General features: G+C 66.3%; 28 protein-coding genes. 24 read left to right on the top strand and 4 right to left on the bottom strand.

The annotated features are described in order from the left end of the window. Positions 1–8: 8 nt before the first annotated feature. The 15 genes from AC1DYN_RS22905 (at position 9) to AC1DYN_RS22835 (ending at position 16,030) form a co-directional block, all read left to right on the top strand. Entirely contained in the window at positions 9–2,096 is a 2,088-nt protein-coding gene (locus AC1DYN_RS22905) for a ClpP-like prohead protease/major capsid protein fusion protein (protein ID WP_477963420.1), read from the top strand. A 38-nt stretch (positions 2,097–2,134) separates the two neighbouring features. Further along, positions 2,135–2,473 carry a DUF2190 family protein gene (locus AC1DYN_RS22900; RefSeq protein ID WP_477963419.1) on the top strand — a complete coding sequence of 113 codons (339 nt, stop codon included), beginning with the start codon at positions 2,135–2,137 and terminating at the stop codon, positions 2,471–2,473. Between the two features lie 14 nt (positions 2,474–2,487). Continuing rightward, positions 2,488–2,799, top strand: a complete 312-nt coding sequence (locus AC1DYN_RS22895; protein WP_477963418.1) for a head-tail joining protein — start codon at positions 2,488–2,490, stop codon at positions 2,797–2,799. Beyond that, a complete protein-coding gene (locus tag AC1DYN_RS22890; RefSeq protein ID WP_477963417.1) occupies positions 2,796–3,245 on the top strand; it encodes a hypothetical protein in 450 nt (149 codons plus the stop codon). The genes AC1DYN_RS22895 and AC1DYN_RS22890 overlap by 4 nt, the downstream gene beginning before the upstream one ends. A 147-nt stretch (positions 3,246–3,392) precedes the next feature. After that, positions 3,393–4,088: a hypothetical protein gene (locus AC1DYN_RS22885; RefSeq protein WP_477963416.1), complete on the top strand. Its 696-nt coding sequence runs from the start codon at positions 3,393–3,395 to the stop codon at positions 4,086–4,088. Positions 4,089–4,101: 13 nt separating this feature from the next. Next, positions 4,102–4,455, top strand: coding sequence for a hypothetical protein (locus AC1DYN_RS22880; RefSeq protein WP_477963415.1), 354 nt, complete (start codon positions 4,102–4,104; stop codon positions 4,453–4,455). Positions 4,456–4,741: 286 nt separating this feature from the next. Next, positions 4,742–7,108: a phage tail tape measure protein gene (locus AC1DYN_RS22875; protein ID WP_477963414.1), complete on the top strand. Its 2,367-nt coding sequence runs from the start codon at positions 4,742–4,744 to the stop codon at positions 7,106–7,108. Between the two features lie 18 nt (positions 7,109–7,126). Further along, complete coding sequence (locus AC1DYN_RS22870) at positions 7,127–7,723, top strand: DUF2460 domain-containing protein (protein ID WP_477963413.1); 597 nt, start codon at positions 7,127–7,129, stop codon at positions 7,721–7,723. 10 nt (positions 7,724–7,733) lie between these two features. Further along, complete coding sequence (locus AC1DYN_RS22865) at positions 7,734–8,672, top strand: DUF2163 domain-containing protein (protein WP_477963412.1); 939 nt, start codon at positions 7,734–7,736, stop codon at positions 8,670–8,672. Positions 8,673–8,692: 20 nt separating this feature from the next. Beyond that, positions 8,693–9,181 carry an NlpC/P60 family protein gene (locus tag AC1DYN_RS22860; RefSeq protein ID WP_477963411.1) on the top strand — a complete coding sequence of 163 codons (489 nt, stop codon included), beginning with the start codon at positions 8,693–8,695 and terminating at the stop codon, positions 9,179–9,181. Position 9,182: 1 nt separating this feature from the next. Further along, positions 9,183–12,905 carry a phage tail protein gene (locus tag AC1DYN_RS22855; protein ID WP_477963410.1) on the top strand — a complete coding sequence of 1,241 codons (3,723 nt, stop codon included), beginning with the start codon at positions 9,183–9,185 and terminating at the stop codon, positions 12,903–12,905. A 55-nt stretch (positions 12,906–12,960) separates the two neighbouring features. Further along, on the top strand, positions 12,961–13,818 hold the full coding sequence (locus AC1DYN_RS22850; protein WP_477963409.1) for a hypothetical protein: 858 nt from the start codon (positions 12,961–12,963) through the stop codon (positions 13,816–13,818). A 10-nt stretch (positions 13,819–13,828) separates the two neighbouring features. Further along, complete coding sequence (locus AC1DYN_RS22845; protein ID WP_477963408.1) at positions 13,829–14,317, top strand: hypothetical protein; 489 nt, start codon at positions 13,829–13,831, stop codon at positions 14,315–14,317. Positions 14,318–14,479: 162 nt separating this feature from the next. Further along, complete coding sequence (locus tag AC1DYN_RS22840) at positions 14,480–15,043, top strand: hypothetical protein (RefSeq protein WP_477963407.1); 564 nt, start codon at positions 14,480–14,482, stop codon at positions 15,041–15,043. 21 nt (positions 15,044–15,064) lie between these two features. After that, positions 15,065–16,030, top strand: coding sequence for a hypothetical protein (locus tag AC1DYN_RS22835; RefSeq protein ID WP_477963406.1), 966 nt, complete (start codon positions 15,065–15,067; stop codon positions 16,028–16,030). A gap of 66 nt (positions 16,031–16,096) precedes the next feature. On the opposite strand, the gene AC1DYN_RS22830 is transcribed toward AC1DYN_RS22835, so the two are convergent. Then, the gene (locus tag AC1DYN_RS22830) at positions 16,097–16,480 is read right to left on the bottom strand and encodes a hypothetical protein (protein WP_477963405.1); all 384 of its coding nucleotides are present in this window, start codon (positions 16,478–16,480) and stop codon (positions 16,097–16,099) included. A 125-nt stretch (positions 16,481–16,605) separates the two neighbouring features. After that, positions 16,606–17,457, bottom strand: coding sequence for a hypothetical protein (locus AC1DYN_RS22825; protein ID WP_477963404.1), 852 nt, complete (start codon positions 17,455–17,457; stop codon positions 16,606–16,608). Positions 17,458–17,721: 264 nt separating this feature from the next. Between AC1DYN_RS22825 and AC1DYN_RS22820 the strand changes: the two genes are divergently transcribed. The 6 genes from AC1DYN_RS22820 to AC1DYN_RS22795 all read left to right on the top strand — a co-directional run bounded on the left by AC1DYN_RS22820 (position 17,722) and on the right by AC1DYN_RS22795 (position 21,869). Next, positions 17,722–17,931: a DUF6148 family protein gene (locus AC1DYN_RS22820; protein ID WP_477963403.1), complete on the top strand. Its 210-nt coding sequence runs from the start codon at positions 17,722–17,724 to the stop codon at positions 17,929–17,931. Further along, positions 17,928–19,496 (top strand): phage portal protein, encoded by a 1,569-nt coding sequence (locus AC1DYN_RS22815; RefSeq protein ID WP_477963402.1) that lies wholly within the window; start codon positions 17,928–17,930, stop codon positions 19,494–19,496. The genes AC1DYN_RS22820 and AC1DYN_RS22815 overlap by 4 nt, the downstream gene beginning before the upstream one ends. After that, positions 19,480–19,731 carry a hypothetical protein gene (locus tag AC1DYN_RS22810; protein WP_477963401.1) on the top strand — a complete coding sequence of 84 codons (252 nt, stop codon included), beginning with the start codon at positions 19,480–19,482 and terminating at the stop codon, positions 19,729–19,731. The genes AC1DYN_RS22815 and AC1DYN_RS22810 overlap by 17 nt, the downstream gene beginning before the upstream one ends. Positions 19,732–19,779: 48 nt before the next feature. Then, positions 19,780–20,346, top strand: a complete 567-nt coding sequence (locus AC1DYN_RS22805; protein ID WP_477963400.1) for a glycoside hydrolase family 108 protein — start codon at positions 19,780–19,782, stop codon at positions 20,344–20,346. Next, positions 20,346–20,903: a hypothetical protein gene (locus AC1DYN_RS22800; protein ID WP_477963399.1), complete on the top strand. Its 558-nt coding sequence runs from the start codon at positions 20,346–20,348 to the stop codon at positions 20,901–20,903. Before AC1DYN_RS22805 ends, AC1DYN_RS22800 begins: the two co-directional genes overlap by 1 nt. Positions 20,904–21,080: 177 nt before the next feature. Further along, positions 21,081–21,869 (top strand): DNA adenine methylase, encoded by a 789-nt coding sequence (locus AC1DYN_RS22795; protein WP_477963398.1) that lies wholly within the window; start codon positions 21,081–21,083, stop codon positions 21,867–21,869. Between the two features lie 31 nt (positions 21,870–21,900). On the opposite strand, the gene AC1DYN_RS22790 is transcribed toward AC1DYN_RS22795, so the two are convergent. Continuing rightward, positions 21,901–22,128: a hypothetical protein gene (locus AC1DYN_RS22790; protein WP_477963397.1), complete on the bottom strand. Its 228-nt coding sequence runs from the start codon at positions 22,126–22,128 to the stop codon at positions 21,901–21,903. Positions 22,129–22,306: 178 nt separating this feature from the next. Here AC1DYN_RS22790 and AC1DYN_RS22785 point away from each other — a divergent pair, with 178 nt between their 5' ends. The 3 genes from AC1DYN_RS22785 to AC1DYN_RS22775 are packed head-to-tail and all read left to right on the top strand — an operon-like array spanning position 22,307 to position 23,565. Further along, positions 22,307–22,498, top strand: coding sequence for a hypothetical protein (locus AC1DYN_RS22785; RefSeq protein ID WP_477963396.1), 192 nt, complete (start codon positions 22,307–22,309; stop codon positions 22,496–22,498). 1 nt (position 22,499) lies between these two features. Beyond that, positions 22,500–22,886, top strand: coding sequence for a cupin domain-containing protein (locus AC1DYN_RS22780; protein ID WP_477963395.1), 387 nt, complete (start codon positions 22,500–22,502; stop codon positions 22,884–22,886). Continuing rightward, positions 22,858–23,565 carry an SOS response-associated peptidase gene (locus AC1DYN_RS22775; protein ID WP_477963394.1) on the top strand — a complete coding sequence of 236 codons (708 nt, stop codon included), beginning with the start codon at positions 22,858–22,860 and terminating at the stop codon, positions 23,563–23,565. The genes AC1DYN_RS22780 and AC1DYN_RS22775 overlap by 29 nt, the downstream gene beginning before the upstream one ends. Before the next feature lie 299 nt (positions 23,566–23,864). On the opposite strand, the gene AC1DYN_RS22770 is transcribed toward AC1DYN_RS22775, so the two are convergent. Further along, positions 23,865–24,004, bottom strand: a 140-nt coding sequence (locus tag AC1DYN_RS22770) for an ATP-binding protein (protein ID WP_477963429.1), incomplete at its 5' end; no start/stop codon positions are given.

The following is a 24,004-nucleotide window of genomic DNA, read 5'->3' as shown; positions in this document are numbered from 1 at the left end:
GTCATCGCATGAGCGTCATACCCTGGTACAGCGTCCAGCGTCGACCGCTCGCAACTACCCAATCGGCTGGCTCAGGTCAGCACGCCGACATCTGGATCTACGGCGATATCGGTGAGTCCTGGTATGGCGACACCGTCGCGGCCAAGGATTTCGTCAAGACTGTTGCCGCGCTCGACGCCGAGACGATCACTGTTCGCCTCAACAGCTACGGTGGCTCCGTCAGCGACGGCATCGCGATCTACAACGCGCTGAAGCGCCACCCGGCCACGGTCACCGTGTCGGTGGACGGCATCGCCGCGTCGATCGCCAGTCTGATCGCAATGGCCGGCGATCGCATCGAGATTGCGGAGAACGCAATGCTGATGATCCACGCGCCCTGGGGCAGTGCCTCCGGGAACGCCGCCGAGCTGCGCGAGTACGCCGATCTGCTGGACAAGTGGGCGCAGTCCATGGCTGCGAGCTATGCCAGCAAGACCGGTCGTGGTTTCGACGAGGTGATGGCCTGGCTCAGCGACGGCAAGGACCACTGGTTCAGCGCTGCTGAGGCGGTCACGGAGAAGCTGGCCGACGCCACAACCGCTGCGCTGCCGATCAGCGCGAGCGCAACGCGCTTCCCCTGGACGCGTGGCCAGGCGCAGGCGATGAACCTGCCTGCTCCCCGCGCGAACGCCGCCAACCCGCCCCTCCAGTCTGTCGCCCAGCCGACCCCTTCTCAAACCTCGAACACCGCCTCAACGGAAGACACGATGCCGAACCTGACCAATCCCGCCGCTCAAACCCAGACCACCGACCCTGTCGCCCACCAAGAAGCGATCCGCGTTGCCGCCCGCGCCGAGAACCAGCGGCAAGCCGAGATCCGTGCCGCCTTCCAGCCGTATGCCAGCCGCGATGGCGCGCAGGCCGCGCTCGACGCCGCCCTGGCTGACGTGGACTGCTCCGTGGTGCAGGCCAAGGCACGCCTGCTGGACGCGATGGCGCGCGGCACCGAGCCGGCTGCCGGCACCTATGTCGTGACCGTTGAAGACGAGACCGACAAGCGCAAGACCGCGATGGCTGCCGCGCTGGACATCCGTGCCGGCTTCGCCAAGAACGACACGAGCAATCCGTGGCGAGGCTTCAGCCTGACGGAGATGGCCCGCGCGTCGCTGCAGGCACGCGGTGTGCGCCACGAGGGCACCGACAAGATGGGCCTGATCGCCCTGGCCTTCACGCACAGCACCAGCGACTTTCCGGTCCTCCTGGCCAACGTCGCGCAGAAGGCCATGCTCAAGGGCTACGACGAAGCCGAGGAGACCTTCCAGCTGTGGACCAGCTCGGGCACGTTGCCCGACTTCAAGCCGATGTCCATGGTCGACATCGGCAGCTTCCCGGCGCTGCGCCAGGTGCCCGAAGGCGGTGAGTACAAGTACATCTCCATCGGCGAACGCGCCGAGACGCGCGTGCTGGGCACGTACGGCGAGATCTTCAAGATCACGCGTCAGGCAGTGATCAACGACGACCTGGACGCTTTCACCCGCATCCCGCGCAAGATGGGCCGCGCCGCGATCCGCACGGTGGGCAATCTGGCGTATGCGGTGTTGACCGGCAACGCGCCGATGGCCGACGGCAAGGCGCTGTTCCACGCCGATCACGGCAACCTGCAGAACGGCACCGGGATCACCACCGCGGCCGTGGATGCGATGCGTGTGGCGATGGCACGTCAGAAGGACATCGGCCAGACCAGCGGCGCGCTCAACATCCGCCTGGCCAAGCTGCTGGTGCCGATCTCGCTGCAGGGCACGGCCAACGTCGTGCGAGACAGCGAGTACGAGGTTGCGAGCGGCGCAGGCGGCAAGGCCAATACCGTGCCGAACAGCGTGCGCGGCACCTTCGAGGTGATCTCCGACGCGCGGCTGGATGACGCCTCACCGACCGTCTGGTACGGCGCAGCCGACCAAGGCATGCACGACGTGGTGACGGTCGACTACCTCGACGGCAACCAGGCGCCGACGATGGAGCAGCAGCAGGGCTGGAGCGTCGACGGTGTCGAGTTCAAGGTCCGCATCGACGCCAGCGCCAAGGCACTCGATTCGAAGACGCTGCAGCGCAACGGCTGACCCGCTCAGTCCACTGACCTCAAGCAAACAAGGATCACATGAAGAACTTCGTTCAGCCTGGCCGAACCATTTCCTTTACGCCCGCTGCAGCCGTCCCTGCGGGCGGTGTCACCAAGATCGGCAGCCGCATCGGCGTGGCCGTTTCCAACGTCGCGGCGAACACGCCCGGCACGTTCGCGGTGGAGGAGGTCTTTCGCCTCCCGAAGCTGGCCACCGATGCCATCGCTGCCGGCGACAGCGTGCGCTGGGACCACCTGCAGGGGCTGGTCACGCTGGCCACCACCGGCGCCGGCAATGTCGCGCTCGCCTCCGCCGGCTACGCCTTCTCGGCCGCCGCAGCCGGCGACGGCTTCGTCGACGTCAAGATCAACGCCTGAGGACGGCTGCACCGATGGCCGACATCTTCACGCGCAAGCTGGCGATGCTGTACGCGCGGCTGGGGCGCGACGCGCAGTTCGTGCCGGCTGGCGGCGATGCGCAGCCCGTGCGCGTGCTGCTCGATGAGCCGGGCAGCACGGGTCTGGACGGCATGCAGATCCGCACCGAGCCGACGATTCGCCTGCAGGCCGCCGATGCGCCGAACGGCGTACAGCGGGGCGACCGTTTCACCGTGGCCGGCAAGACCTGGGCCGCGCGCGAGACGGGCGTTCCGCTGCTCGATGGCGCCGAGCTGCAGGTCGACCTGAAGGCGGTGGCCGCATGAGCGCGGGCGACCAGCTCACCAGCGCCCACGAACGCATCCTGGCGCGCGTGTTGAGCACGCTGCAGGCGGCAGGGACCGATGCCGCAGGACGCGTCCACCGCGGCCGGGTCGATGCCTTCGGCACCGACGAGGTGCCGGCCATCAACATCCGCCGCTCCACCGGCCAGGCCGACGCCTTCGCCCACGCCGTGCACCGCGGCCTCATGGAGTTCGAGCTGGACCTCCTGGTGCGCGGCGACGACTGGGAGACCGCGGCCGACCGGCTGCACCTGCAGGCGCACCGCGTGATCGCCGTCGACGGCGAACTGAACACCCTCGGTCGGGGCCTGCGCTGCGTGCGCACCGAGCCGCGCGCCGAGGGCGGCGACGAAGTCATCGGCAAGCTGACCGCGACCTACCAGGTGCAGGCGCTCTCCCGGGCCGGCGACTTGGGACTCGTTGCCTGACGCGCGTGACCTGACGCTCCGAACCAACCCCACCACCCTCATACACACCACATGATCACTTTTGGAACCGGCAAGGCCGTCGCGATACCCAGGTACGACGCGCTGGGGACTCCCCTCGCGAACCCCACGCCCGTGCGTCTGGCCACGATGCAAGACGTTTCGGTGGAAATGGACGTCGACCTCAAGATGCTCTATGGCGCCCAGCGCTTCCCGATCGCGGTCGGGCAGGGCAAGGGCAAGATCGAGATCAAGGCCAAGTACGCCGAGATCAACGGTGCGATCCTGGGCAGCCTGCAGTTCGGCAAGACACCGACTGCCGGGGTGCGCGCCGCGGTGTTCGACTTCGCCGTGACGCTGCCGGCCGCCGAAGGGGGCAGCCAGGCCGCCGCCCAGGTCGTGGTCGAGCCACCGCAGAAGGGCAGCTTTGCCACCGACATGGGCGTGCTCGACGCCACCACCGGCGAGCAGCTCGAGCGCGCGGCCGTGGTCGAAGGCCAGCCCCCGGGCGCTGGGCAGTACACCGTGGAGAACGGCAAGTACAAGTTCCCGCCGGCGGCCCAGGAGCGCACGGTGCTCATCAGCTACGAGTACCGCGCCGACGCCGCGAAGGGTCAGATCTTCCAGCTGACCAACGACGTGATGGGGCCAACCCCGGCCTTCTCGCTGCTGCTGCAGAACAGCTACGACGGCAAGAACCTGGTCATGAAGCTCAATCGCGTGGTCAGCAGCAAGGTGAGCCTGCCTTTCAAGAACGACGACTACGGCGTCTACGACCTGAACGCCCAGGCCTTCGCTGACGCGGCTGGCCAGATCGGCTACCTGTGCTTGTTCGAACGCAGCTGATTGGAACTCGACCATGAACGACAACACCATCACCCTGGGCACCCAGACCATCGAGGTCGCGCCCATCCCCCTGGGGCGCTTGAAGAAGCTGCTGCCCGCCTTCACCCGCGCCGGCATGGCGTTCAAGATCGGGCGCCTCGACGAGGTGGTCTTCGACGACATCGTGCTGGTGCTGTCCGCCGGCACCGGCATGTCGGTCGAGGAGGTCGAGCTGCTGCCCGCCACGATGGAGCAGCTCAGCGCCGCGCTGGAGGTGGTCGCCAAGGTGGCAGGCCTGGAGACGAAGCCGGTGGCGCTGGGGGAAGTCGCGGCGTCCTCGGTCAGCGTACCGCCGGGGACGCCTGGAATGACCTTTACGCCTGGCTGATCACCGCGACGGGCTGGACCTGGACCTACATCGACGACCAGGTCACGTTGCCCCAGGTCGGCGCACTCGCCGCCTTCTGGCGTCACACGCCACCCACTGCCCTCCAGCTCCGCCGGATCGCGCTCGCCATCGGCATCAAGCCCGAGACCTCCGCGGCCCCTGCCGCGACGGACCCGGAGCAAGCGATGGAGCAAGCCCGAAGTGCAGGCATGGCGGTGGCCCACGGCCGACCCGATGACCCGATGCTGGCTTTCCTCGACCTTTGAACTGAGCAACACCGAACTGCATGACCGATCCCCGCGCCCGCGTCGTCGTTGACGGCGATGTCACCCCTTTGCGCCAGGCGCTGCGTGCCGGCCTGGAGAACGTCCAGCAATTCGGCGACAAGGCCGCCGGCCACTTCGGCACGCTGAGCGGCCCGCTGGAAGCCGTGCGCGGCAAGTTCCTCGCGATCACAGCGGTGCTGGGCGGTGGCGCGCTTTTCGGCAAGGCCATCGAGCAGACCGCCAAGTTCCAGGAGGAGAGCATCCAGCTCGGCAAGTCGCTGGGCGTGAATGCCTCGCAGGCCAGCACCTGGATCGCCGCGCTGGAGGACGTGGGTGCGACCACCGATCAACTCTCCTCGGCGGGCCGGGGCCTGCTCAAGCACCTCAACGAGGACGAGGGCGCGCTGAATCGCCTGGGCCTGGCCACGCGCGACAGCGCCGGTGCACTGCGCCCGATGAACGACCTGCTGCTCGACGCGATCAAGCTGACGGGGGATTTCAAGGAAGGCACCGACCGCGACATCGCCGCGACCCAGCTCTTCGGCAAGGGCATCGACGCCAGCTCCGCGCTTCTGAAGCTCAACAGCGACACCGTGCGCGAGAACGCCGAGCTGATGGCCGAGCTGGGGCTGATCGTCGGCCAGGAGCAGGTCGACGCCTACAACGCCTTCGACAGCGCGGGCGACAAGGCCAATCTGGTCATGAAGGGCTTCGCGCACACCATCGGCAACGTGCTGATGCCGGTGATGACCAAGCTTGCCGAGTGGTTTGTCGCGATCGGGCCGACGGCGATCACCGTCACCCGCGGCGCGATCGGCGGGCTGACCTCCGTCTTCTGGGGCCTGAAGAACGCGGTCGTGATCGTTTGGGAGGTGCTCAATGCGCTGGTGGTGAGCGTGGCCGAGCCGCTGCGCTCGCTGGCGTCCGGCCTGTACAAACTCGTCTCCGGCGACCTGCAGGGCGCGCAGGAAGAGCTGATGGGATGGCCGGCGCGCATCGGTGCAGCGTGGAGCCAGGCCTGGGACAAGATCGTCGCGTCCAGCACCGAGACGCGCGACCGTCTGGCGGCGATCTTCACGCCGGACGCGACCGAGGCCGCCCCATCGGGTGGCGGCACGCGCAACGCGACGCTGAAGGGCAAGGACTCGAAAGACAAGGACGGCGCCAGCTCGTACATGAGCTACTACGAGGCCATGCTCGCCGAGGAGAAACGCGCGCGGGCCGTCCTGACGCAAGGCCGCGAGACCAGCAAGGAAGAGGAGCTGGCGTACTGGCGCTGGTTGACCGACAACCTGACGATGACGTCGGCCGACCAGGTCGCGATCCAGCGCAAGACCGCGCAGCTGGAAATCGCCATCGCCCGAGAGGCGCGCCAGCAGCGCGACGCGATCGAACAGGACAGCCTGCGGACCAGCGAGCAGCTCGCGCTCGGCAAGATCGAGCTCGAGCGCGTAGCGGCCAAAGCGGCGCTGGACGCGGACGAGATCACCAAGGCGCAGCTGGCGCAGCTGGAGATCGGCTGGGAGGACCAGCGCTACGCCGTGCAGGCGTCTGCACTGCAGCAGCGCCTGGACCTGCTGAGCGCCGATCCGACCATGAACCCGGTCGAGCTGGCCCGGATCAAGAACGAGCTGCTGATCATCGAGCAGCAGCACGAGCAGCAGCGCCTGGCGCTGACCTCCAGCGCCAACACCGCGCTGCGAGAGCAGGGCACCAACGCCGGTCTTTTCAACGGCATCGGCGACAGCTTCGGCACGGCGCTGGACGGCCTGCTGGAGAAGACCAGCACCTGGGGCCAGGCGCTGGCCAACGTGTTCGGCGGCGTCAAGGACGCGTTCATTCGCAACGTGGTGACCGAGCCAATGTCGCAGTGGATCGCCAGCCAGGCGCGCATGCTGGCGATGAAGCTCGGCTTCCTGACGCAGGAGCAGGGCATGCAGGCGACCGCGTCGGCCACCAATGTTGCGGTGAAGTCGGCCGAGGCGACGGCGGTGGTCGGCGCGAACGCGGCCGAGGCCGGCTCGGGTGCTGCAGCCTCCCAGGCTGGGATCCCGGTCGTCGGCCCGATCCTGRCCATCGCGGCGATGGCGGCCATCTTCGCGGCGGTGTCCGGGCTGGGCAAGGGCATCAAGAGCGCCTCGGGCGGCTACGACATTCCCTCGGGTCTGAACCCGATCACCCAGCTCCACGAGGAAGAGATGGTGCTGCCGAAGCAGCACGCCAACGTGATCCGTCAGCTCGCTGGGCAGGACCAGGCGGGCGGCGGCGCGGAGCCTGTCGCTCCAGTGGAGCTGCGCGGCGTGTCGGCCGCCGAGTTCTTCATGGCCAGCAAGCGCGACCTGGTCGCGGTGCTCAAGAGCCTGAACCGTGATTTCGCACTGCGCTGAGACCGAAGGCAGCCCACGATGAGCCTCGACATCTTCCCGACCTTCGCTGGCCTCAAGTGGGGCAGCACGCGCACGCCCATGCACCGCACCGGCGTGCGCGAGACCCCGAGCGGACGCGAGTTCCGCACCCGCTACTACAGCTTCCCGCGCTGGCGCTACAGGCTCGGCTACGAGGTGCTGCGCGAGACCGAGGGCTTCGCCGAGCTGCAGACCTTGGTGGGCTTCTTCAACGCCCGCGGCGGTGCCGCGCAGCGCTTCCTGTATCTCGACCCGGACGACTGCACCGCGACCGACCAGCGCCTGGGCACCGGCAACGGGGCCATGACGAAGTTCCAGCTCGTGCGCACCTGGGGCGGCGTGGTGGAACCTGTCTTCGCCGCGGCGGACGACGCCCAGGTCTCCCTCGGCGGTCAGCTGGCCGAGCCGGGCACCTACGCGATCGACCACAACGGCGTGCTGACCTTCAACGCTCCGGTGGCGGCCGGCTTGCCGGTCGCGTGGACCGGCAGCTTCTACTGGCGTGTGCGGTTTCGCCAGGACGAGACCGAGGTGTCGCAGTTCCTGCGCCAGCTCTGGGAAGCACGCAGCGTCGAGCTGATCACAGTGAAGCCATGAGGAGCGCTGCATGAGGACACCATCCTGGGAGAAGACGCCCGGCGCCCTGGCAGAGCTGCTGAACACCGAGACCGCGCTGGGCTGCATCGACCTCTACACGTTCACGCTGCCCGGCGGCGAGGTGCTGCGCTGGACCGGCGGCGATCAGGCCGTCACGGTGAACGGCACCACCTGGTCGCTCGGCCCGGGCCTTCGCCGCAGCCGCACGCGGCTGAGCGTCGGGATCGAGGTCGATAGCCTGGACGTCACGGTCTACGAGCTACCGGCCGACCTGGACGAGGACGAGCGGGCCCTGCGACTGAACGGCACACCGCTGCTCGCCTATATCGCGCGCGGCGGCTTCGAGCATGCGCGCCTGGAGCTGCAGCGCGCATTCCTGCCCGCGGCCGAGATGGGAACGATGCACGCAGCCCAGCTTGAGGAGCCCATCGTCGGGACGCTGGTCTGGTTCACCGGGCGCATCGCGTCGACGAAGGGCGACCGCACGCAGCAGGTGCTGAGCATCAAGAGTGACACCGAGCAGCTCGACGCGATGGTCCCGGGTGAGGTGTACCAGCCTGGCTGTCCGAACACGCTCTACGACGCATCCTGCGGCGTGAATCGCGAGGCCAAGACCGTCACCGGCCAGGCCAACAGCGCGAGCGATGCGACGCGCACCCGCTTCGGTCATGCGCTGCGCCAGGCTGCCGGCTACTTCGATCTCGGGGTCGTGCGCTTCACGACCGGGCCGAACGCGGGCATTGGACGCACGGTCAAGCGGCACACCGCCAACGGCGCGGGCGGCGAGCTGGCGGTGCTGCAGCCGTTCCCGTTCCCCGTCTCGCCCGGCGATGCCTTCGCGATCTACCCCGGTTGTGACAAGACGCAGGCCACCTGCACCGCGAAGTTCAACAACGTGATCCGGTTCCGCGGCAAGCCCTACGTGCCGGCGGCCGAGACCGTGATGTGACCCACCTCGAAACGACCCTTATGACCGAAGCCGAACAACGCGACGCCGTGATTGCCGAAGCCCTGACCTGGTTGGGTACCCCGTACCACCACCACGCGCGGCTGAAGGGCGTTGGCGTGGACTGCGGGCAGAGCCTGTGCGCGATCTACGAGACCGCCGGCATGGCCGCACCGATCGACCTGGGGACTTACAGCACCGCTTGGCACCTGCACCGCAGCGAAGAGCTGTACATGCAGTGGCTGGAACGGGCAGGGGCGGTACGCACCGACCGCCCACGGGCCGGCGACATCGCGCTCTTCCGCTTCGGCCGCACTTTCAGCCACGGCGGGGTGCTGGTGACGGACCAGGTGGTCCTGCACGCCTACGTCAACCAGGCCGTGATCCTGACGCGGCTGGACGAAGCCCCGCTCGCCGGCAGGCCGGTGCAGTTCTGGACGCTGTGGGCGTCGCCTGGCAGTGCCGCGGCGGACCCTGTGCAGGCGTCTGCACCAGCTGCCATGGAGGCCTGACATGGGCGGCCGTACCACCATCTCCAGCAGCGAGACCCGCATCGAGGCGCTCAAGCTACAGAGCAGCGCCCAGGGCGTGACGATCCCCGTCGTCTACGGTGTCAACCAGATCAGCGGCAACCTGATCTGGTACGGCGACTTCAAGGCGATCCCGCACACCACCAGCCAATCCGCCGGCAAGGGCGGCGGCGGGGTCACCTCCGAGACAACCACCTACACCTACAGCGCGTCCGTGATGATGGGCCTGTGCCATGGGCAGAGCGTCGGCGTGCCGCGGATCTGGCGCGGCAAGAAGCTGTACAGCGGCGGCACCACGCCGGATCAACTGCTGAACGTGCAGGACACCTACCGGGTGCCGAGCGACGGCCCCATGCAGCTCACGCTCAACCCGGGGCTGATCGCATTGCACAAGGTCGTCTATCCGGACCACGAAGGCGCGCCCACCCTGCTGGCCAACGGGGTGGACTACGTCCTGGTCGGCACCCAGCTCACGGTGCTGGACGAGTTCTGGCGCGGCTGTGAGCTGATCGTCAGCTACCAGGTCAAGAAGAGCGGCGAGACGAAGTCCGCGCTCGAAGAGCTCGGCATGAGCTTCAAGCCCGGCGCACTGGCGCAGGAGCCGTGGAGTTACTTGGCCGGGGCCTTCCCGAAACAGGCCATCGGCTACAGCGGGCTGACGTATGTCTGCGCGCAGGACTACGACCTGGGTGGCTCGGCGCAGGTCGAGAACCACATGTTCGAGGTCCAGGGCAATCTCGCCTACGCACTCGGCAGCAACGTGACGGACGTCGACCCGAGCCTGGTGCTGTTGGACATGTTGGCCAACGGCCGCTACGGCGCCAACTTCGACAGCAGCCGGCTCGACGGCATGCAGGCGTGGTCCGACTACTGCGTGGCCTCGGGCCTCTTGATGTCGCCGGCACTCACCGAACAGATGACCGCGGCCGAGCTGGTGGAGCAACTCGGCAAGCTCACCAACACCGCCCCGGTGTGGAGCGCCGGCAAGCTCAAGATGATCCCCTACGGCGACAGCGCCGAGGCGGGCCTCGGCCGTACCTACACGCCCAACACGACGCCGGTCTACGACCTGACCGACGACCATTTCATTCCGTCGCCCGGCGAGCCGCCGGTGCAGATCGAGCGCAAGAGCCCGGCCGACGCCAAGAACCACTTCAGGGTCCAATACCGCAACCGGGCGAATGGCTACAACATCGACGTCGCCGAAGCGAAGGACCAGGCGGACATCGACGCGCACGGCCTGCGCTCGGAAGGCATCCTCAAGGCGGACTGGATCACCGACGGCGCCGTGGCCCGTCTCGTGGCCCAGCTGCTGCTGCAGCGATCGCTGTACATCCGCGCGACCTACAAGTTCAAGCTGCCGGCGAATTTCAGCTTGCTCGAGCCCATGGACCTGGTCACGCTCACCGACGAGGGGATGGGCCTCGACCGATATCCGGTGCGCATCACCGCAACCGACGAGGAAAACGACGACGGCGACCYGACGGTCGCGGCCGAGGACTTCCCGGCCGGCGTGGCGAGCGCCACGATGTACCCGAGCGAGATCAACGCCGGCTACCAGCACGACTACAACGCCGCGCCGGGCAACGTGGATGCGCCGGTGATGTTCGAGGCGCCGGTCAGCCTGACGCAGACCGGGCTGGAGGTGTATGCCGCGGTGAAGGGCAGCAGCCCGGCCTGGGGCGGTTGCACGGTCTGGGTCAGCGTCGACGGCCTGAACTACCAGAAGGCCAGCACGCTGCACGGGCCGGCGCGCTATGGGCGCCTGACCTTGCCCATCACGAACGACGGCACCGCTGTGAGCACCAGCGGCCAGCTGATCAGCACCAGCGCGGCCGACGCCGCGGCGCTGGGCACGCTGTGCTACATCGGTGGCGCCAAGCCTGAGTACATCGCCTATGAGCGCGCCGCGCTGCTCGGGCCGGGCGCGTACAGGCTGTCTGGCCTGGTGCGCGGCGCGCACGGCACGCCGGTGAGCGGGCACGCCACCAACGACGCCTTCGTGCGTGTCGACAGCGCGATCGGCAAGAGCGGTCCGCTGGACCTGGCCATGATCGGCAAGACGATCCATTTCAAATTCACGAGCTTCAACATCTTCGGCGCGGCCGAGCAGAGCCTGGCCGAAGTGCAGGCCTACGACTACCGCGTGACCGGCGTCATGGCCGCATTGCCGCCGTCGGCGCCGACCGACCTCAGTGCGGGCTTCGAGCCGTTCGGAGTGCGATTGAAATGCGCCAAGAACGCCGAGCCGGACGTGGTCGGCTACGAGTGGCGCGTGAACGCAGGGCAAGGTGGCAGCTGGGAGAGCGCGCAGCTGCTGGAGCAGCTGGGCGGCACCTCCCACCTGTGGGCGGTGCAGAGCAGCGGCCCGTTCACCGCCTGGGTGGCCGCGGTCGATGCGCTGGGAAACCGCAGCGCACCGGCCAGTGTCAGCGGCACCGTGACGGCACCGACCGTCGCGACGCTCAGCGCGACCATCACCGGCACCGACCTGCAGCTCGACTACGCCGGTGTGCCGGGTGCCTTCGCGATCAACGGCTACGAGCTGCGCTTCGGTGACAGCTTCGCCACGGCCACGTATGTCGGCTTCTTCCAGGTGACGCGGCACTTGCGCCGCATCGACTGGGGCAGTGCGCGACGCTGGTGGGTCGTGGCGATCGACGTGAAGGGCAACCGCGGCAATCCGACGGCGGTCGACACCGTGGTCACCGTGCCCGGCGCGATCGTCAACTCGCGCGCCGAGGTGGTCGACAACAACGCGCTGCTGTACTGGACCGCGCCGGCCACCGGCAGCCTGCCCATCGATCGCTACGAGGTCCGCAAGGGCGCAAGCTGGGCGGCAGGCACCACCGTCGGCTCGAACGGCAACAGCACCTTCACGGCCATTTTCGAGCAGCAGGCGGGCGTCTACACCTACTGGGTCGCGGCCTTCGACAGCGCCGGCAACACCGGCACGCCGGTCGGCATCGCCGCGACGATCAACCAGCCGCCCGACTACGTGCTGCGCACGCAGATCCGCTCCAGCTTCACCGGTGCCGCGACGAACCTGTACGTCGAGGACGGCGTGCTGACGGGCCCGGTAGCGCCCGAGACCTGGTCGCAGCACTTCGAGTCGCGCGGCTGGACCACGCCCCAGGCGCAGATCGACGCCGGCTTCCCGCTGTACGCCGAGCCGAGCACCACGAGCGGAACCTACGACGAGACCTTCGACTACGGCACCGCGCTGCCGCCGACCATCGTCACCGTGACGGTGGGCGCCACGGTGATCGCCGGCCAGGTCGCGACGAGTTGCCAGATCTACACCAAGCTGAGCAGTGCAGACGCCTGGACAGCCGCCGCGGCGGGGGCAACCAGCGTGCTGGCAGCGAGCTTCCGGTACGTGCGCGTCGTGCTGACCTTCAGCTGCACCGCCGGGGCGAACCTCATTCGCGTGACGAGCCTGGACGTGAAGCTGTCGAACAAGCTCAAGACCGACTCGGGCCGCTTCGTGATCACGAACGCTGCCGCGGGCGTCTTCGTGCCCTTCGGCGTCGCCTTCATCGACGCGGACACGCCGCTGTGCCAGGCCAATGGCACGACCGCGCTGTTGCCCATCGTGGACTTCGCCGACGTGCCGAACCCGACCGGCTTCACCGTCTACCTCCTGAATCCGCAGACCGGCCAGAAGGTCACCGGCTCGGGCGGGTGGACGGCCCGAGGCTACTGACCATCCAACCGCCCCTCACAACACGACCACCGAACTTTCGACAACTTCGACCACCATGCCGATCGACTTCAGCAAACCCGTCACCACCGACCGATACGACACCGGCGTCCTGCCGCAGATCCGGGGCTCCTTCAGCGCGCTCGCGCAGTGGCTGGACCCCGCCTACGCCGGCGCCATCGCCAGCCCGCCGGCGGGCGCCAAGCGCTTCAGCGGCGGGCTCATCCAGGAGTTCAACGGCAGCAGCTGGGTGGACAAGGCCACCGGCTACCTGAAGAACATCCCGCCGGTGTCATACACCTCGCTGTCGTTGCCGGGAGCGGCCAACGGCTGGGCCGGCATCCAGTTCAGCGACACCTCCCGGCTGTACTCATTGATGGTGAACGCGAGCGATGGCGCGACAGGCATCTACGCCGTCAGCGACGGGCTGTGGAAGTGGTACTTCGATGGCAGCGGCCAACTGGCGGCCGGGTCCGTGCCCTGGGGCCGCGTGACCGGCGCGCCCGGAATCACCGGCATGGGGGCCGACAGCAGCCCGACCGGCGGAACCGTGGTTCTGCGCAACAGCGCCGGGCAGGTCATGGCGACGCACTTCCACCAAGGATCGGGGAACGACGAGAACCCCGGGATTGGCCAGGTGATGGTGACCAACGGCAGCGACGGCTACCTGCGCAAGGCGGGCCTCGGACACTTGGGCAACAGCATCGTCGTGCCCTGGGGAAACATCGCTGGCCGGCCTAGCGCGGTGTCACAGCTCGCCAACGACGCTGGCTTCGTGTCCTGGAACTCCTCGCCGAGCTTCTCCGGCCTGGTCTATGGGCGAGGTGGCGGCGACGGGCTGGGCCGCATCACGATGACGAACGTCGCGGGAGCACCGTCGGGCGGCGCGCCGGGCGACATCGTGTTCGTGTACTGAGGAGGCGACGATGGCGGAACTCTGGCGATACGACACCGCAGGCACGCCGCGCAAGGTCCGCGAGGTGTGGCGCTACGACCCAGCGGGCACGCCGCGCAAGGCGCGCGAGATCTGGCGCTTCGATGCGGCCGGGGTCGCGCGCAAGGTCTTCAGCGGTTCCTTCGTGGCGAGCGTTGCACCCACGCAGACCTCGGGCTCGGGCAATACCACGACGAAGGGCGGCAGTTGCACGGCCATCACCGGCAGCGTCACGGTGACTGTCGAGGGCGGGACTGGGCCGTTCACGTACGACTGGAAGGCGTTCTCGGGCACGAGCGCGTTCACGCTGACGCCGACGGCGGCGACGGTGAGTTTCCGGCGGACGCAGGCAGCGCCGACCAAGCTCGGCAGCGCCAACACCTTCAGCGGTGTCATGCGCTGCACGATCACCGATGCCGGCACGGGCGAATCGAAGGCCGTCGACGTCGTGGTAGTCACCGAGCACTTTTACGACTTCTGATGAGAACAGCTCGTCGAGCCATGTCGAGTATCGCGTAGGCGCGAGTCCATTGATGTTCGGCGTACTTCTTCTCCAACATTTTGGAAGCCCCCCTTCGGGGGGTGTTGCCAACGATGTCTCCTCTGTAAAGAATTGCTTTTCAATTAACAAGGGAGAGAAAAGTTGAAGCTTCGCCAGAAGATTGCATTGTTCCTAACGGCCGGGTTCATCAGCGCTGTATTGGCCGCTACTTATGGCCCGTTCCACATCTCGGCAGTGGGAGGGGAGGACTACGTCACTTTGGACTTCCGCTCGGATCAATCCGCGGAGTTTGCAGGCGCAAAGAAGCTTGCCGGGATTTATTTGACACCGCTCTTGAATACTGCTGCAAAGATTCGTGCCGCAAATAAGGGAGACTACATTCGGGTTGTCTATGCCGACGGCCAGATTGCTGACTTCAGAATCAGGAGGTGGCCCAGCTCGGATGCGATTGATTTCGACTCGCTCATGCCCTCAGCAAATTCCAAGCATCTGTCCGAGGAGCAGCTCGACGACTTCGAGCGCAGGATGAACGCATGTTCCGGTGGCGCGCAGGGCGCGTACAGCGTTCTCTACCCCACCGGCTTCTGGGGGTCGAGCGTAACTGACTTGGATGATGGGGGGGTGTTGGTTACGGGATTCTGGGTTGATACAGGTCTGCAAAGCTATACCGTTCCATCTATGATTGTTCGCTGTGTGCCTCGGTAACGCGTGAAGGCGATGGGCAGAATGAAGATCAGCTATCGCGTAGCAATAGTGGCAGCGGCTGCGGTCTCGGCCGCGCTCCTCTACCTTTGGGGAGCAGGCCAACCTACCGCACCGATCACCGCTCAGCCCACGAGTGCATCGACCCCTCAGGTGGCGGGCGCAGCCCCCACACCCAGCCTCGCGGACGATCCTGCAAGAGTAGTTCCGACCTTTCAGAAGACGGCCTCCGTTCAGCCGAGTAAGCCGGAGGAGGTCCCTTCTTTTGAAGGCATGAAGAGCGTATGGGCCTTCGCTACGGCAGCACTGCGCAGCACAGACGGTGCAGTGCTGTTCGAGGCTAAAGCGGGAGCACGGGAGTGTGCTGGACTAAGGAGATCCTTCTCCGACCTGCAGAACTTCGCCAGCGGTGCCGCAGGGAGCCGAGTCTATGGAAAGCTGACGCCTGAACGGCAGTTGGCGATCGAGAGGCTCAAGGACACGTGCAAGGAATTCCTGACGGCGAGTCAGGCGCAGGTCAAGGAGCTGGTGTCCGGCCTGGAGCAGCGTAGTCAAGAGCTGCAGACGCCTGAGTACAAGGCTCAAGCCAAGGGCCGCAACCTCGCAGAGCGCCGCGCCAACATGGAGGTGCTCCTTCTCTCAAGAAGTCCTGCGGCCAGAGATACTGCGCTGGATGTCCTGGATAGAGAGATGTCTGCCCAGTCACCCGACGAGCCCTACAAGCCGAGTATTCCCGGACAGCGGACGAACGGCGACAACGCAGGCCTCGCGGCGATGCTTGCCTTCTGTGAGTTGGGCAAGGATTGCTCCGAACGAGCCTACTCGACGTCGCTGCGGTGCGCCATGAGCGGGCAGTGCGGCGAGAGTTTGTGGGCAGACTGGAAAGAAGGGCTGTCAGAGAGCGACGTGCTTGCCGTGGAGCGCTACAAGGTCATGATCATCAACGCGATCAAGAGCAAGGACCTGTCGAAGCTTCCCGTGGCTGGTTAGGCGAGGGTCCGCTTGGGGGGACATCGACAACTCCCGCAGCGACCCCATGTCCTATCCTGCAGTGACTCAGTGAATGACCCTCTCGCTCGAGCGATCCATCGGCGGGAGCGTCACCCCCATGACGTAATCAGCCATCGCGCGCGGCGTCAAGATTCTGTCGGGCGTCTGGTCCCACACACCCTCCATGAGGTCCCACAGGTCGACCGAACTGAGGCGGGGCTCGAGTTCGAGGATGCGAGTCCAGAAATCGCGCCGCCACCAGGTGGTCAGGCTCGACGGCCGGTTCAGAAAGTACTCGTCGGCCCAGGTTTCGGGCCATTGCCCCTGGCTGTCTTGGACACCGGCCTTTGCTATCGCGTGGAGGTCGTCGATTGACGCCTGTGGATCGAGTCTGCTGAGCCGACTTGCTGCTCGATCAATCCAGGCCACTTGAGTCATGAGAACTGCCATACAACCTCCGGCCTCGAACAGGGCACATTCAGCAGGAGCCATAACTCTACGCTCGGCGAGGCGGTCCTCCAACGACATTTTGTCGTTACATGCCGTGTCCCCTATGTTCTCTCGTTCCGCACGCTTCACTGGTTGCTTGGCTGTCCAATCTCTACGATGGCTGCAGGCGGTACATCGACTCTCGCCCACACCAACTTGCCGCTCCCAACTGAAGGTGTTTCCTGCGCACGGAGAATTTTGATGGCGCCGGAACCGGCTCGGAGCATTCGTACAACTTCCTTCGGACCAGCCGCTTCTGCGCTGGGCAGCGACGGATCTCTGTCAACAATCACGATGTCTGTGACGGCAGCGAGCGTCTTGGGTGATTTGGGATTGTCCAGAGTCAACTTGTCGGACTGCGGTGCCCAGTCCCCATCGGACGATCGTCTCCCCAGATAGATCCAACCGGATGCAGTCGAGGCAGTGGTCGCCGATGGTTGCGCGGCAGTGCGTACGGCCGCGGCCAGCTTGGCGTCTCTCACCACCAAGAGCTTCGAGAATGCCTCGATGTCGGAGGCCAGCTTGGTGAGTTCGTTCGAGACACCCCTCGACTTCTTGTCCGCCGCGAGGGTTCTGAGTTCGGAGGCAAGGCCTTGAACGTTGGCCGTATCAGCACCGGTCGATGCGGCAACGGCCTCCAGTTCCACGATGCCGAGGGAGATTTTCTTGGCTTTGAACCCGGTCAGTTCCAGACGCTTCCCGAGCCACTCTGAATTTGACTTGATCGTGTTGTCTGTGCAGAAGGAGAGCATGAGCCCGAAGGTGGCGACCACACCAAGGACGATCAGTTTGATGATGGCGGTGGCGGTGATGTCGACATGTTCAAGAAAGGTCTTGCCGGACGCCGCAGATTTCGGTGGTGGCCCAGGTGGGGGCTCGGCTGGGGGCCCTCCGACTTGAACCGATGTCCCAGGTTCTGGCGCCTTTGCTGATGCCATGGTTTTCCTCTCCCTGTTCGCCTGCACAGTCTCCGGGGGCCGTCGTCCGACTGATTGCCGAACTCCAGCGCCTTCGCGAGTTGACGGATGGAATTGAACTGGGCTCGGTGCTTCCCGTCAATCGTCACGCTTGCCGATGCATTTCTGGGCGGCACGTGAACGTGCTCGTGTGGCGCGGCCTGTGGCACAGATCGTCCGGTATTGGGGCTACGGGCTGGACGTCGTCTTTGCGACCATAGGGGCATGACAACCTCTGCCGCCACGATGCTGGCCGCCTACCTCCAGGCGGAAACCGATGTTCTCCTCGGGAAGGAAGCCCGCCTCGGGGACCGCGTCTATCGAAGCGAAGACCTGCCAGCGATCCGGGCAGGTCGCCAGGAATGGGAGCGGCGCGTCGCGGCCGAGTGTGGGCGTGCATCCGGCGCCCCGACCCTGGGCGGTCTGCGCTTCTCTGTCGCGCGGCTCGATCAATGACGGCGCGTCTGAACCCCGTCGACCGCCTGGTCGCCTGGCTGGATCCGCAACGCGGACTCAACCGCCTGCGCAGCCGTACGCTGCTGGCGCACTACGAGGCGGCTCGCCCGAGTCCGCAGCGCAAGTTCCGCCGCGACGGCGGATCGCCGAATCACTTGGTGCAGCAGGGCGCTGTCCCGCTGCGAAACCAGATGCGGTACCTCGACTGCAACCACGACCTGGTCGTCGGCTCGCTGGACGTCCTGGTGAACAACACGGTAGGTGCCCAGGGCATCGGTGTCGAGTTCCAGCCGCGCACGCTCAGCGGCGAGATCCATACCGAGTACGCCGCGGCGCTCGCGTCGGCCTGGCGCGATTGGCAGCGTCGTCCCGAAGTCCGTTGGCAGCACAGCTACTCACGCTGCCAACGACTGCTCGCCCGCACGCTGTACCGGGACGGCGAAGCCTTCGCGCAGCGCGTGCGGGGCGCAGTCCCCGGCCTGGACCACGGCACGCGCGTGCCGTACTCGCTGGAGTTGATGGAGCCCGACATGGTCCCAATGGACCACAGCGATCCGGCGCGCGGCATCCTGCAGGGCATCCAGCGCAACACCTGGGGTCGGCCGACGGGGTACTGGGTCCACAAGGGCCATCCGGGAGAGGCACTCAGCCTGCGTCCGGATCTGAAGGTGATACCGGCCAATCGCATGCTGCACCTGGCGCACCTGCCGCGCATCGGTCAGCTGCGCGGTGTCACTCGCTTTGCCAGCGTCATCACCCGGATCGAGGACATCAAGGACTACGAGGAGTCCGAGCGTATCGCGGCCAAGGTGGCGGCGATGCTGACCGGCTACGTGAAGCGTCAGGCGCCCGATGGCGGAGGCTACGAGGGGCCGCTGAAGGACGACAACGGCAACGACCTGCCGCGCCAGATTGCGCTGTCGCCCGGCACGATCATCGACACGCTGGCCGTGGGTGAAGAGATCGGCCTCATCGACAGCAAGCGGCCGAATCCGAATCTGATCACCTTCCGCAACGGCCAGCTGCGCGCCTTCGCCGCCGGCATCAGTGCGAGCTACTCCAGTGTCAGCCGCAACTACGACGGCACCTACAGCAGCCAGCGGCAGGAGCTCGTCGAGCAGTGGGTGCATTACGCCTGCCTGACCGACGACTTCGTGACGATGGCGGTGCAGCCCAGTGTCGAGGACTTCATCGAGGTGGCCGACCTGTCCGGCCAGGTGTCGCGCCCGAAGGACGTTCGCCCCGGCACCGAAGACGACGTGCTCTACGTCGCGCCGGCGATGCCGTGGATCGACATGGCCAAGGAAGCGACGGCCTGGCTGGTCCAGAGCCAAGCCGGCTTCATCTCCGAGGTCGAGGTGATCCGCAAGGCCGGCCGCAACCCGGAGACGGTGCTGGAGCAGATCGCCGGCTGGCGCAAGAAGGTCGAGGAGCGAGGGCTGCGCTTCAGTAGCGATGTGCGCAACCAGAACGCGAGCGGGCTGCCCAGCGCGCCGAAGCAGGGCGCCGAGGCGGAAGACAAGAACGCGAACGATGAGAAGGACGCAGATGCCGCCGAAGCATGAGCAGCGAAGCCTGACTGAAGCCGACACCCAGGCCATCGCCGAGCAGTTGGCCGCCCAGCTGGTCAGCCGGCTCGGGGACGAGCGCACCGCGCAGCGCTTGGTCAACGTGTGGGGTGGGTACGTCGACCGCCAACTCGGCCGTGGCCTACGCCGCCTTGCCATGTACGCCGTGATGGCACTCCTCGGCCTCGGTGCCATCAAGTTCGACTGGTTCAGCCGCTTGCTGGGCAAGTGACTCTGCCGCCGGAAAGCTCGACAACACCCCACACAGAGACGAAATCGAATGGACTTCAACACAGCCTATGAAGCGGTGCTCGGCAAGGAAGCCGGCTACAGCGACGATCCGCGTGACAGTGGCGGCCAGACGAAGTACGGCATCACCGAGCCCGTGGCGCGTGCCTTCGGGTACGTCGGTCCGATGAACCTGCTCAGTCTCGGCCAGGCCAAAGCGATCTACCGAGGCCGCTACTGGGATGCCTTGCAGCTCGACCAGGTCGCGAGCCTGGCGCCGGCCGTCGCGGGCGAGATGTTCGACACCTCGGTAAACCTGGGCACCGACCAGGCGGCGATCTTCCTGCAGCGCGCGCTGAACGTACTGAACAAGGACGCCAGCTGGTATCCCGACGTCACGGTCGACGGCCGCATCGGCGCCATGACGCTGGCCTCCCTGCGCGAATACGTGCGCCGCCGCGGTGCTGAGGGCACGACGGTGCTGCTGAGAGCACTCAACGCACTGCAGGGGTCGTTCTACATCGACCTGGCCACGCGCCGGGCGAAGGACGAGGCCTTCGTGTACGGCTGGCTTCTGAACCGCGTCGAGATCGCGCCGGCGGCTGGAGGGAAGGCCTGATGGATCCGATCAGCACTGCATTCGCGCTCGCTCAGTTCGTGCCGGGCATCCTGAAGTGGATCACCGGCAGCGACCAGGCCGAGAAGGCCGCCACAGCGGTCATTGGCATCGCGAAGGAGGTTACTGGCAAGGACACAGGGCAGGGCGCCTTGAGCGCGATCCAGGCCGATCCTGCCGCCTTGCTGGCGTTCCGCCAGGCCGTGATGGCCAACGAGGCCGAGCTGGACAAGGCGTTCCTCGCCGATCGCCAGGACGCGCGCAAGCGCGACGTGCAGCTCGCCCAGCTCGGCCGCACGACGAAGCGCGCCGACCTGATGATCATTGGCGACGTGGTCGGCATGCTCGCTTGCCTGTCCGCGATGGTCTACGTGACCTGGCTCGGCGTGACCAAGGGGGGCGATGTCAACCCGCTGATCATGGCCCTCAACGGCCCGCTGGGCATGCTGACCCAGCAGTTCGCCAACGGCCTGCGCGACGCGCACCAGTTCGAATTCGGCTCGAGCCGCGGTTCAGCCGAGAAAACCGAATGGCTGGCGAAGTCGGCCGCGGTCAAGTAGCCCGGCCCCACTGATGCGGCGCATCGGCGCGCCGCGCAAAGACAGAGCGACCTCCCAAGGTGTTGGAGCACCAGGGGAGGTCACCGAATCCACAGGGAGTAGCCCTGTGAGCACAGCCAAGGCCCTGCCACCATCCGGATGGCGGCGGCAGTTTATCTGCAACCTGGAAGCTCACTCATGGCAAGTCCCATCGTCCCGTGGCTCGGCGGCAAACGCCGCTTGGCCGACCGTCTTATTCCCCTGTTCCCGCCGCACAAGTGCTACGTCGAGGTCTTCGCCGGCGGCGCGGCGCTGTACTTCCTGCGCCCGCCCGCCGAGGTCGAGGTCATCAACGACATCAACGGCGAGCTGGTCAACCTGTACCGCGTGGTCAAGCACCACCTCGAGGAGTTCGTGCGGCAGTTCAAGTGGGCGCTGTCCAGCCGCGAGGTGTTCAAGTGGCTGCAGGACACTCCGCCCGAAACGCTGACCGATCTGCAGCGGGCGGCGCGGTTCTTCTACCTGCAGCACCAGTGCTTCGGCGGCAAGGTCGAAGGGCAGACCTGGGGCACGGCGACCACCGCGCCGCCGGTGAACCTGCTGCGCATCGAGGAGCAGCTCAGCGCCGCGCACCTGCGTCTCAGCCAGACCTTCGTCGAGCGGCTGCACTGGCGCGAGTGCCTGGAGCGCTACGACCGGCCGCACACGTTCTTCTACATGGATCCGCCGTACTGGGAGACTGCCGGCTACGGCGTGCCGTTCCCGTTCGACGAGTACCGGGCCATGGCACAGGCCTTCAAAGCGCTGAAGGGCAAGGCGATGCTCAGCATCAACGACCACCGCGCTATCCGCGAGTGCTTCGCGGGTTTTCCGATGGAGAGCCTGGACATCAGCTACACGGTAGGCGGTGGCGGCAAGGCGGCCGAGCGCAAAGAGCTGGTGATCTGGTCGTGGGACACGCATCGAGAGCCCGCGGGGCTCTTCTGAGCCGGCGCGGGCGTCCGTGGCCGCGTCGCCCCTACGCGTCGGTGTGGAGCAGCACCGGGGACGTGAAGTCCGCTCGGTAGCGTGCGGCGACGATGCCGGCGATCTCCCGCATGTTGGCCGTGTACGCGGTCAGCCACGAGTCGGGCTCTGGCCCCGCGCCGTACTTCGTCTGCAAGAACTCCCTGGACGCCATGCCTCTCACGATGATGCCGTCCACGAAGATGTTGAACCTGATCGTCTCGCCGCTGGCGTCGATCACCGGCCCCTTCACACTGCCCCCGTCCATTGCTCATTCCCCCGCTGGTTCACTGCCCATGTCGTAGAGATCGCAACCCTTCGGCGCGGCATTTTGCAACTGCCGTGTCGTTGGGTCCAGACGTCTGTACAGCGGCAGTAGTGCCTTTGATTGCTGTATAAACATACAGTATATTGGGGCCATGGACTCGCCGAGCTTTTCGTCCAACTCATGGCTGTATCGAGTGTCGAAGCGACTGCAGGCGCAGTGGCCCACGGTGGACCCTGTCCGACTGGATGACATCGCACTTGATCTATGGAAGGACGAGCGGCTGCGAGCCATGGCGCCCGAAGAAGCGGCCGTCGCCTGGCTGCGCCCTGTACTGCCGGAATGAAATGCTCGTTGATGTTGTCGAGATGCGGTGCCGGGGTGTGCGCATCGCCGAGGCCCAGCTGAAGATTGCCCAGCGGCATCGGGGCATGTTGAGCCTGAGCCCCGATCGACCTGGTCGAGATCCGCGCAACCCCGACCCGCCGCTGCTGGCCGGCTTGATCGCGGCCGATGGTTGCGCCTGGATCCTTCCGCCGCTCGACAAGGCGCGGGTGACGAAGATCAACGGGCGAGGGATGTTGATCCGTGGCCGCCAGGAGCTGAGGTCGACGCGATCGTCGCGAGCATCCGAGTGGTTCGATCAGACCTGGTGGGTGAGGGTGGTGGCGCCGGCCGCTGAAATGCCCGCGCTACAGTTTGAGGATGTGCAATCTGTACACCTCGCCTACTGAGCAGGAGGTCTGGGACTACTGGGACATCAGTGGGCCGCTCGCGCCGCCCCGGTTCTTCGTTGAGGGGCATGTCATGGCGCCCAAGAAGCAGGGGCAGTTCCTTCGGGCGAAGCTCAACACGCGCGAACTGGAGTACGCCGTCGGTCGCTGGCAGCTCGTGCCGACGAACTGGCCCGACATCGAGAAGTATCCGTACTCGACGCAGAACGCTCGATGGGAGAACAAGGTCCGCACCAGTCGCACCTATAAGCCCGTGTGGATGGCTGGCCAGCGCTGTGTGATTCCAGTGCGCAACTTCTATGAGCCGTGCTGGGAGACGAATGAGCACGTCCCCTGGCGCTTCGAGAGCACCGATGGCAGTCCGCTCGGCCTGGCGGGTCTCTGGAACACCTGGGTCAACCAGCTGACGGGCGAGCTGATCGAGACGTACACGATGATCACGATCAACGCGGACGACCATCCCCTCATGCGACGGATGCACAAGCCGGATCCTGATGATCCAGAGAAGCGCATGGTGGCGGTGCTGGCGCCGGAGGATCAGCAGGCTTGGCTGTTCGGCACGCCAGCCGAGGCCGAGCAGGTCATACAACAGTGGCCCGCGGAGCAGATCAAGGCTACGCCGATGCCGAAGGCCGAGCGACCGAAGGCGCCCCCAGATCCGCAAGCAGACCTGTTCTAGGCCTCGGTGCCTTCTCGGGAGAACGGCGCGCCGCGTCGACTGCCTAGTGGAGAGTGCGATCGGCGGGAGGCAGAAAGATTTGCACCAGAGATGAGGCGTTGGCGGGGGGCTCCGACCCGAAGATGGCCTCTATGACGCAGTCAGAAATTCCGAACCACAGCTGTGCGGCATCGAACTCGGCGTTGGAGGGCAACTGCTCAGGAGGAAATCCGGCGTGATCCCAGCTTGTTGAGTTCCACGGAGAGCTGACCCGGGTTTTCCATCCAATGTTGACCCACCCGTTTTCGAGCCAAGCTGGCTCACGTTGTGGATAACTTCTTGGCTTTGGACTCCTTCTTGGGCAGTGTGGGTTGAGCGGAGCTGTTCTTGAAGCGGTAGCTGTCGTTGCCGGTCTCCAGGATGTGGCAATGATGCGTGAGCCGGTCCAGCAGCGCAGTGG

This window comes from Rhizobacter sp. P2_D12 (assembly GCF_056404395.1).
The sequence above is the reverse complement of the archived record's forward strand: the minus strand, read 5'-3'. Positions and strand labels throughout refer to the sequence as shown.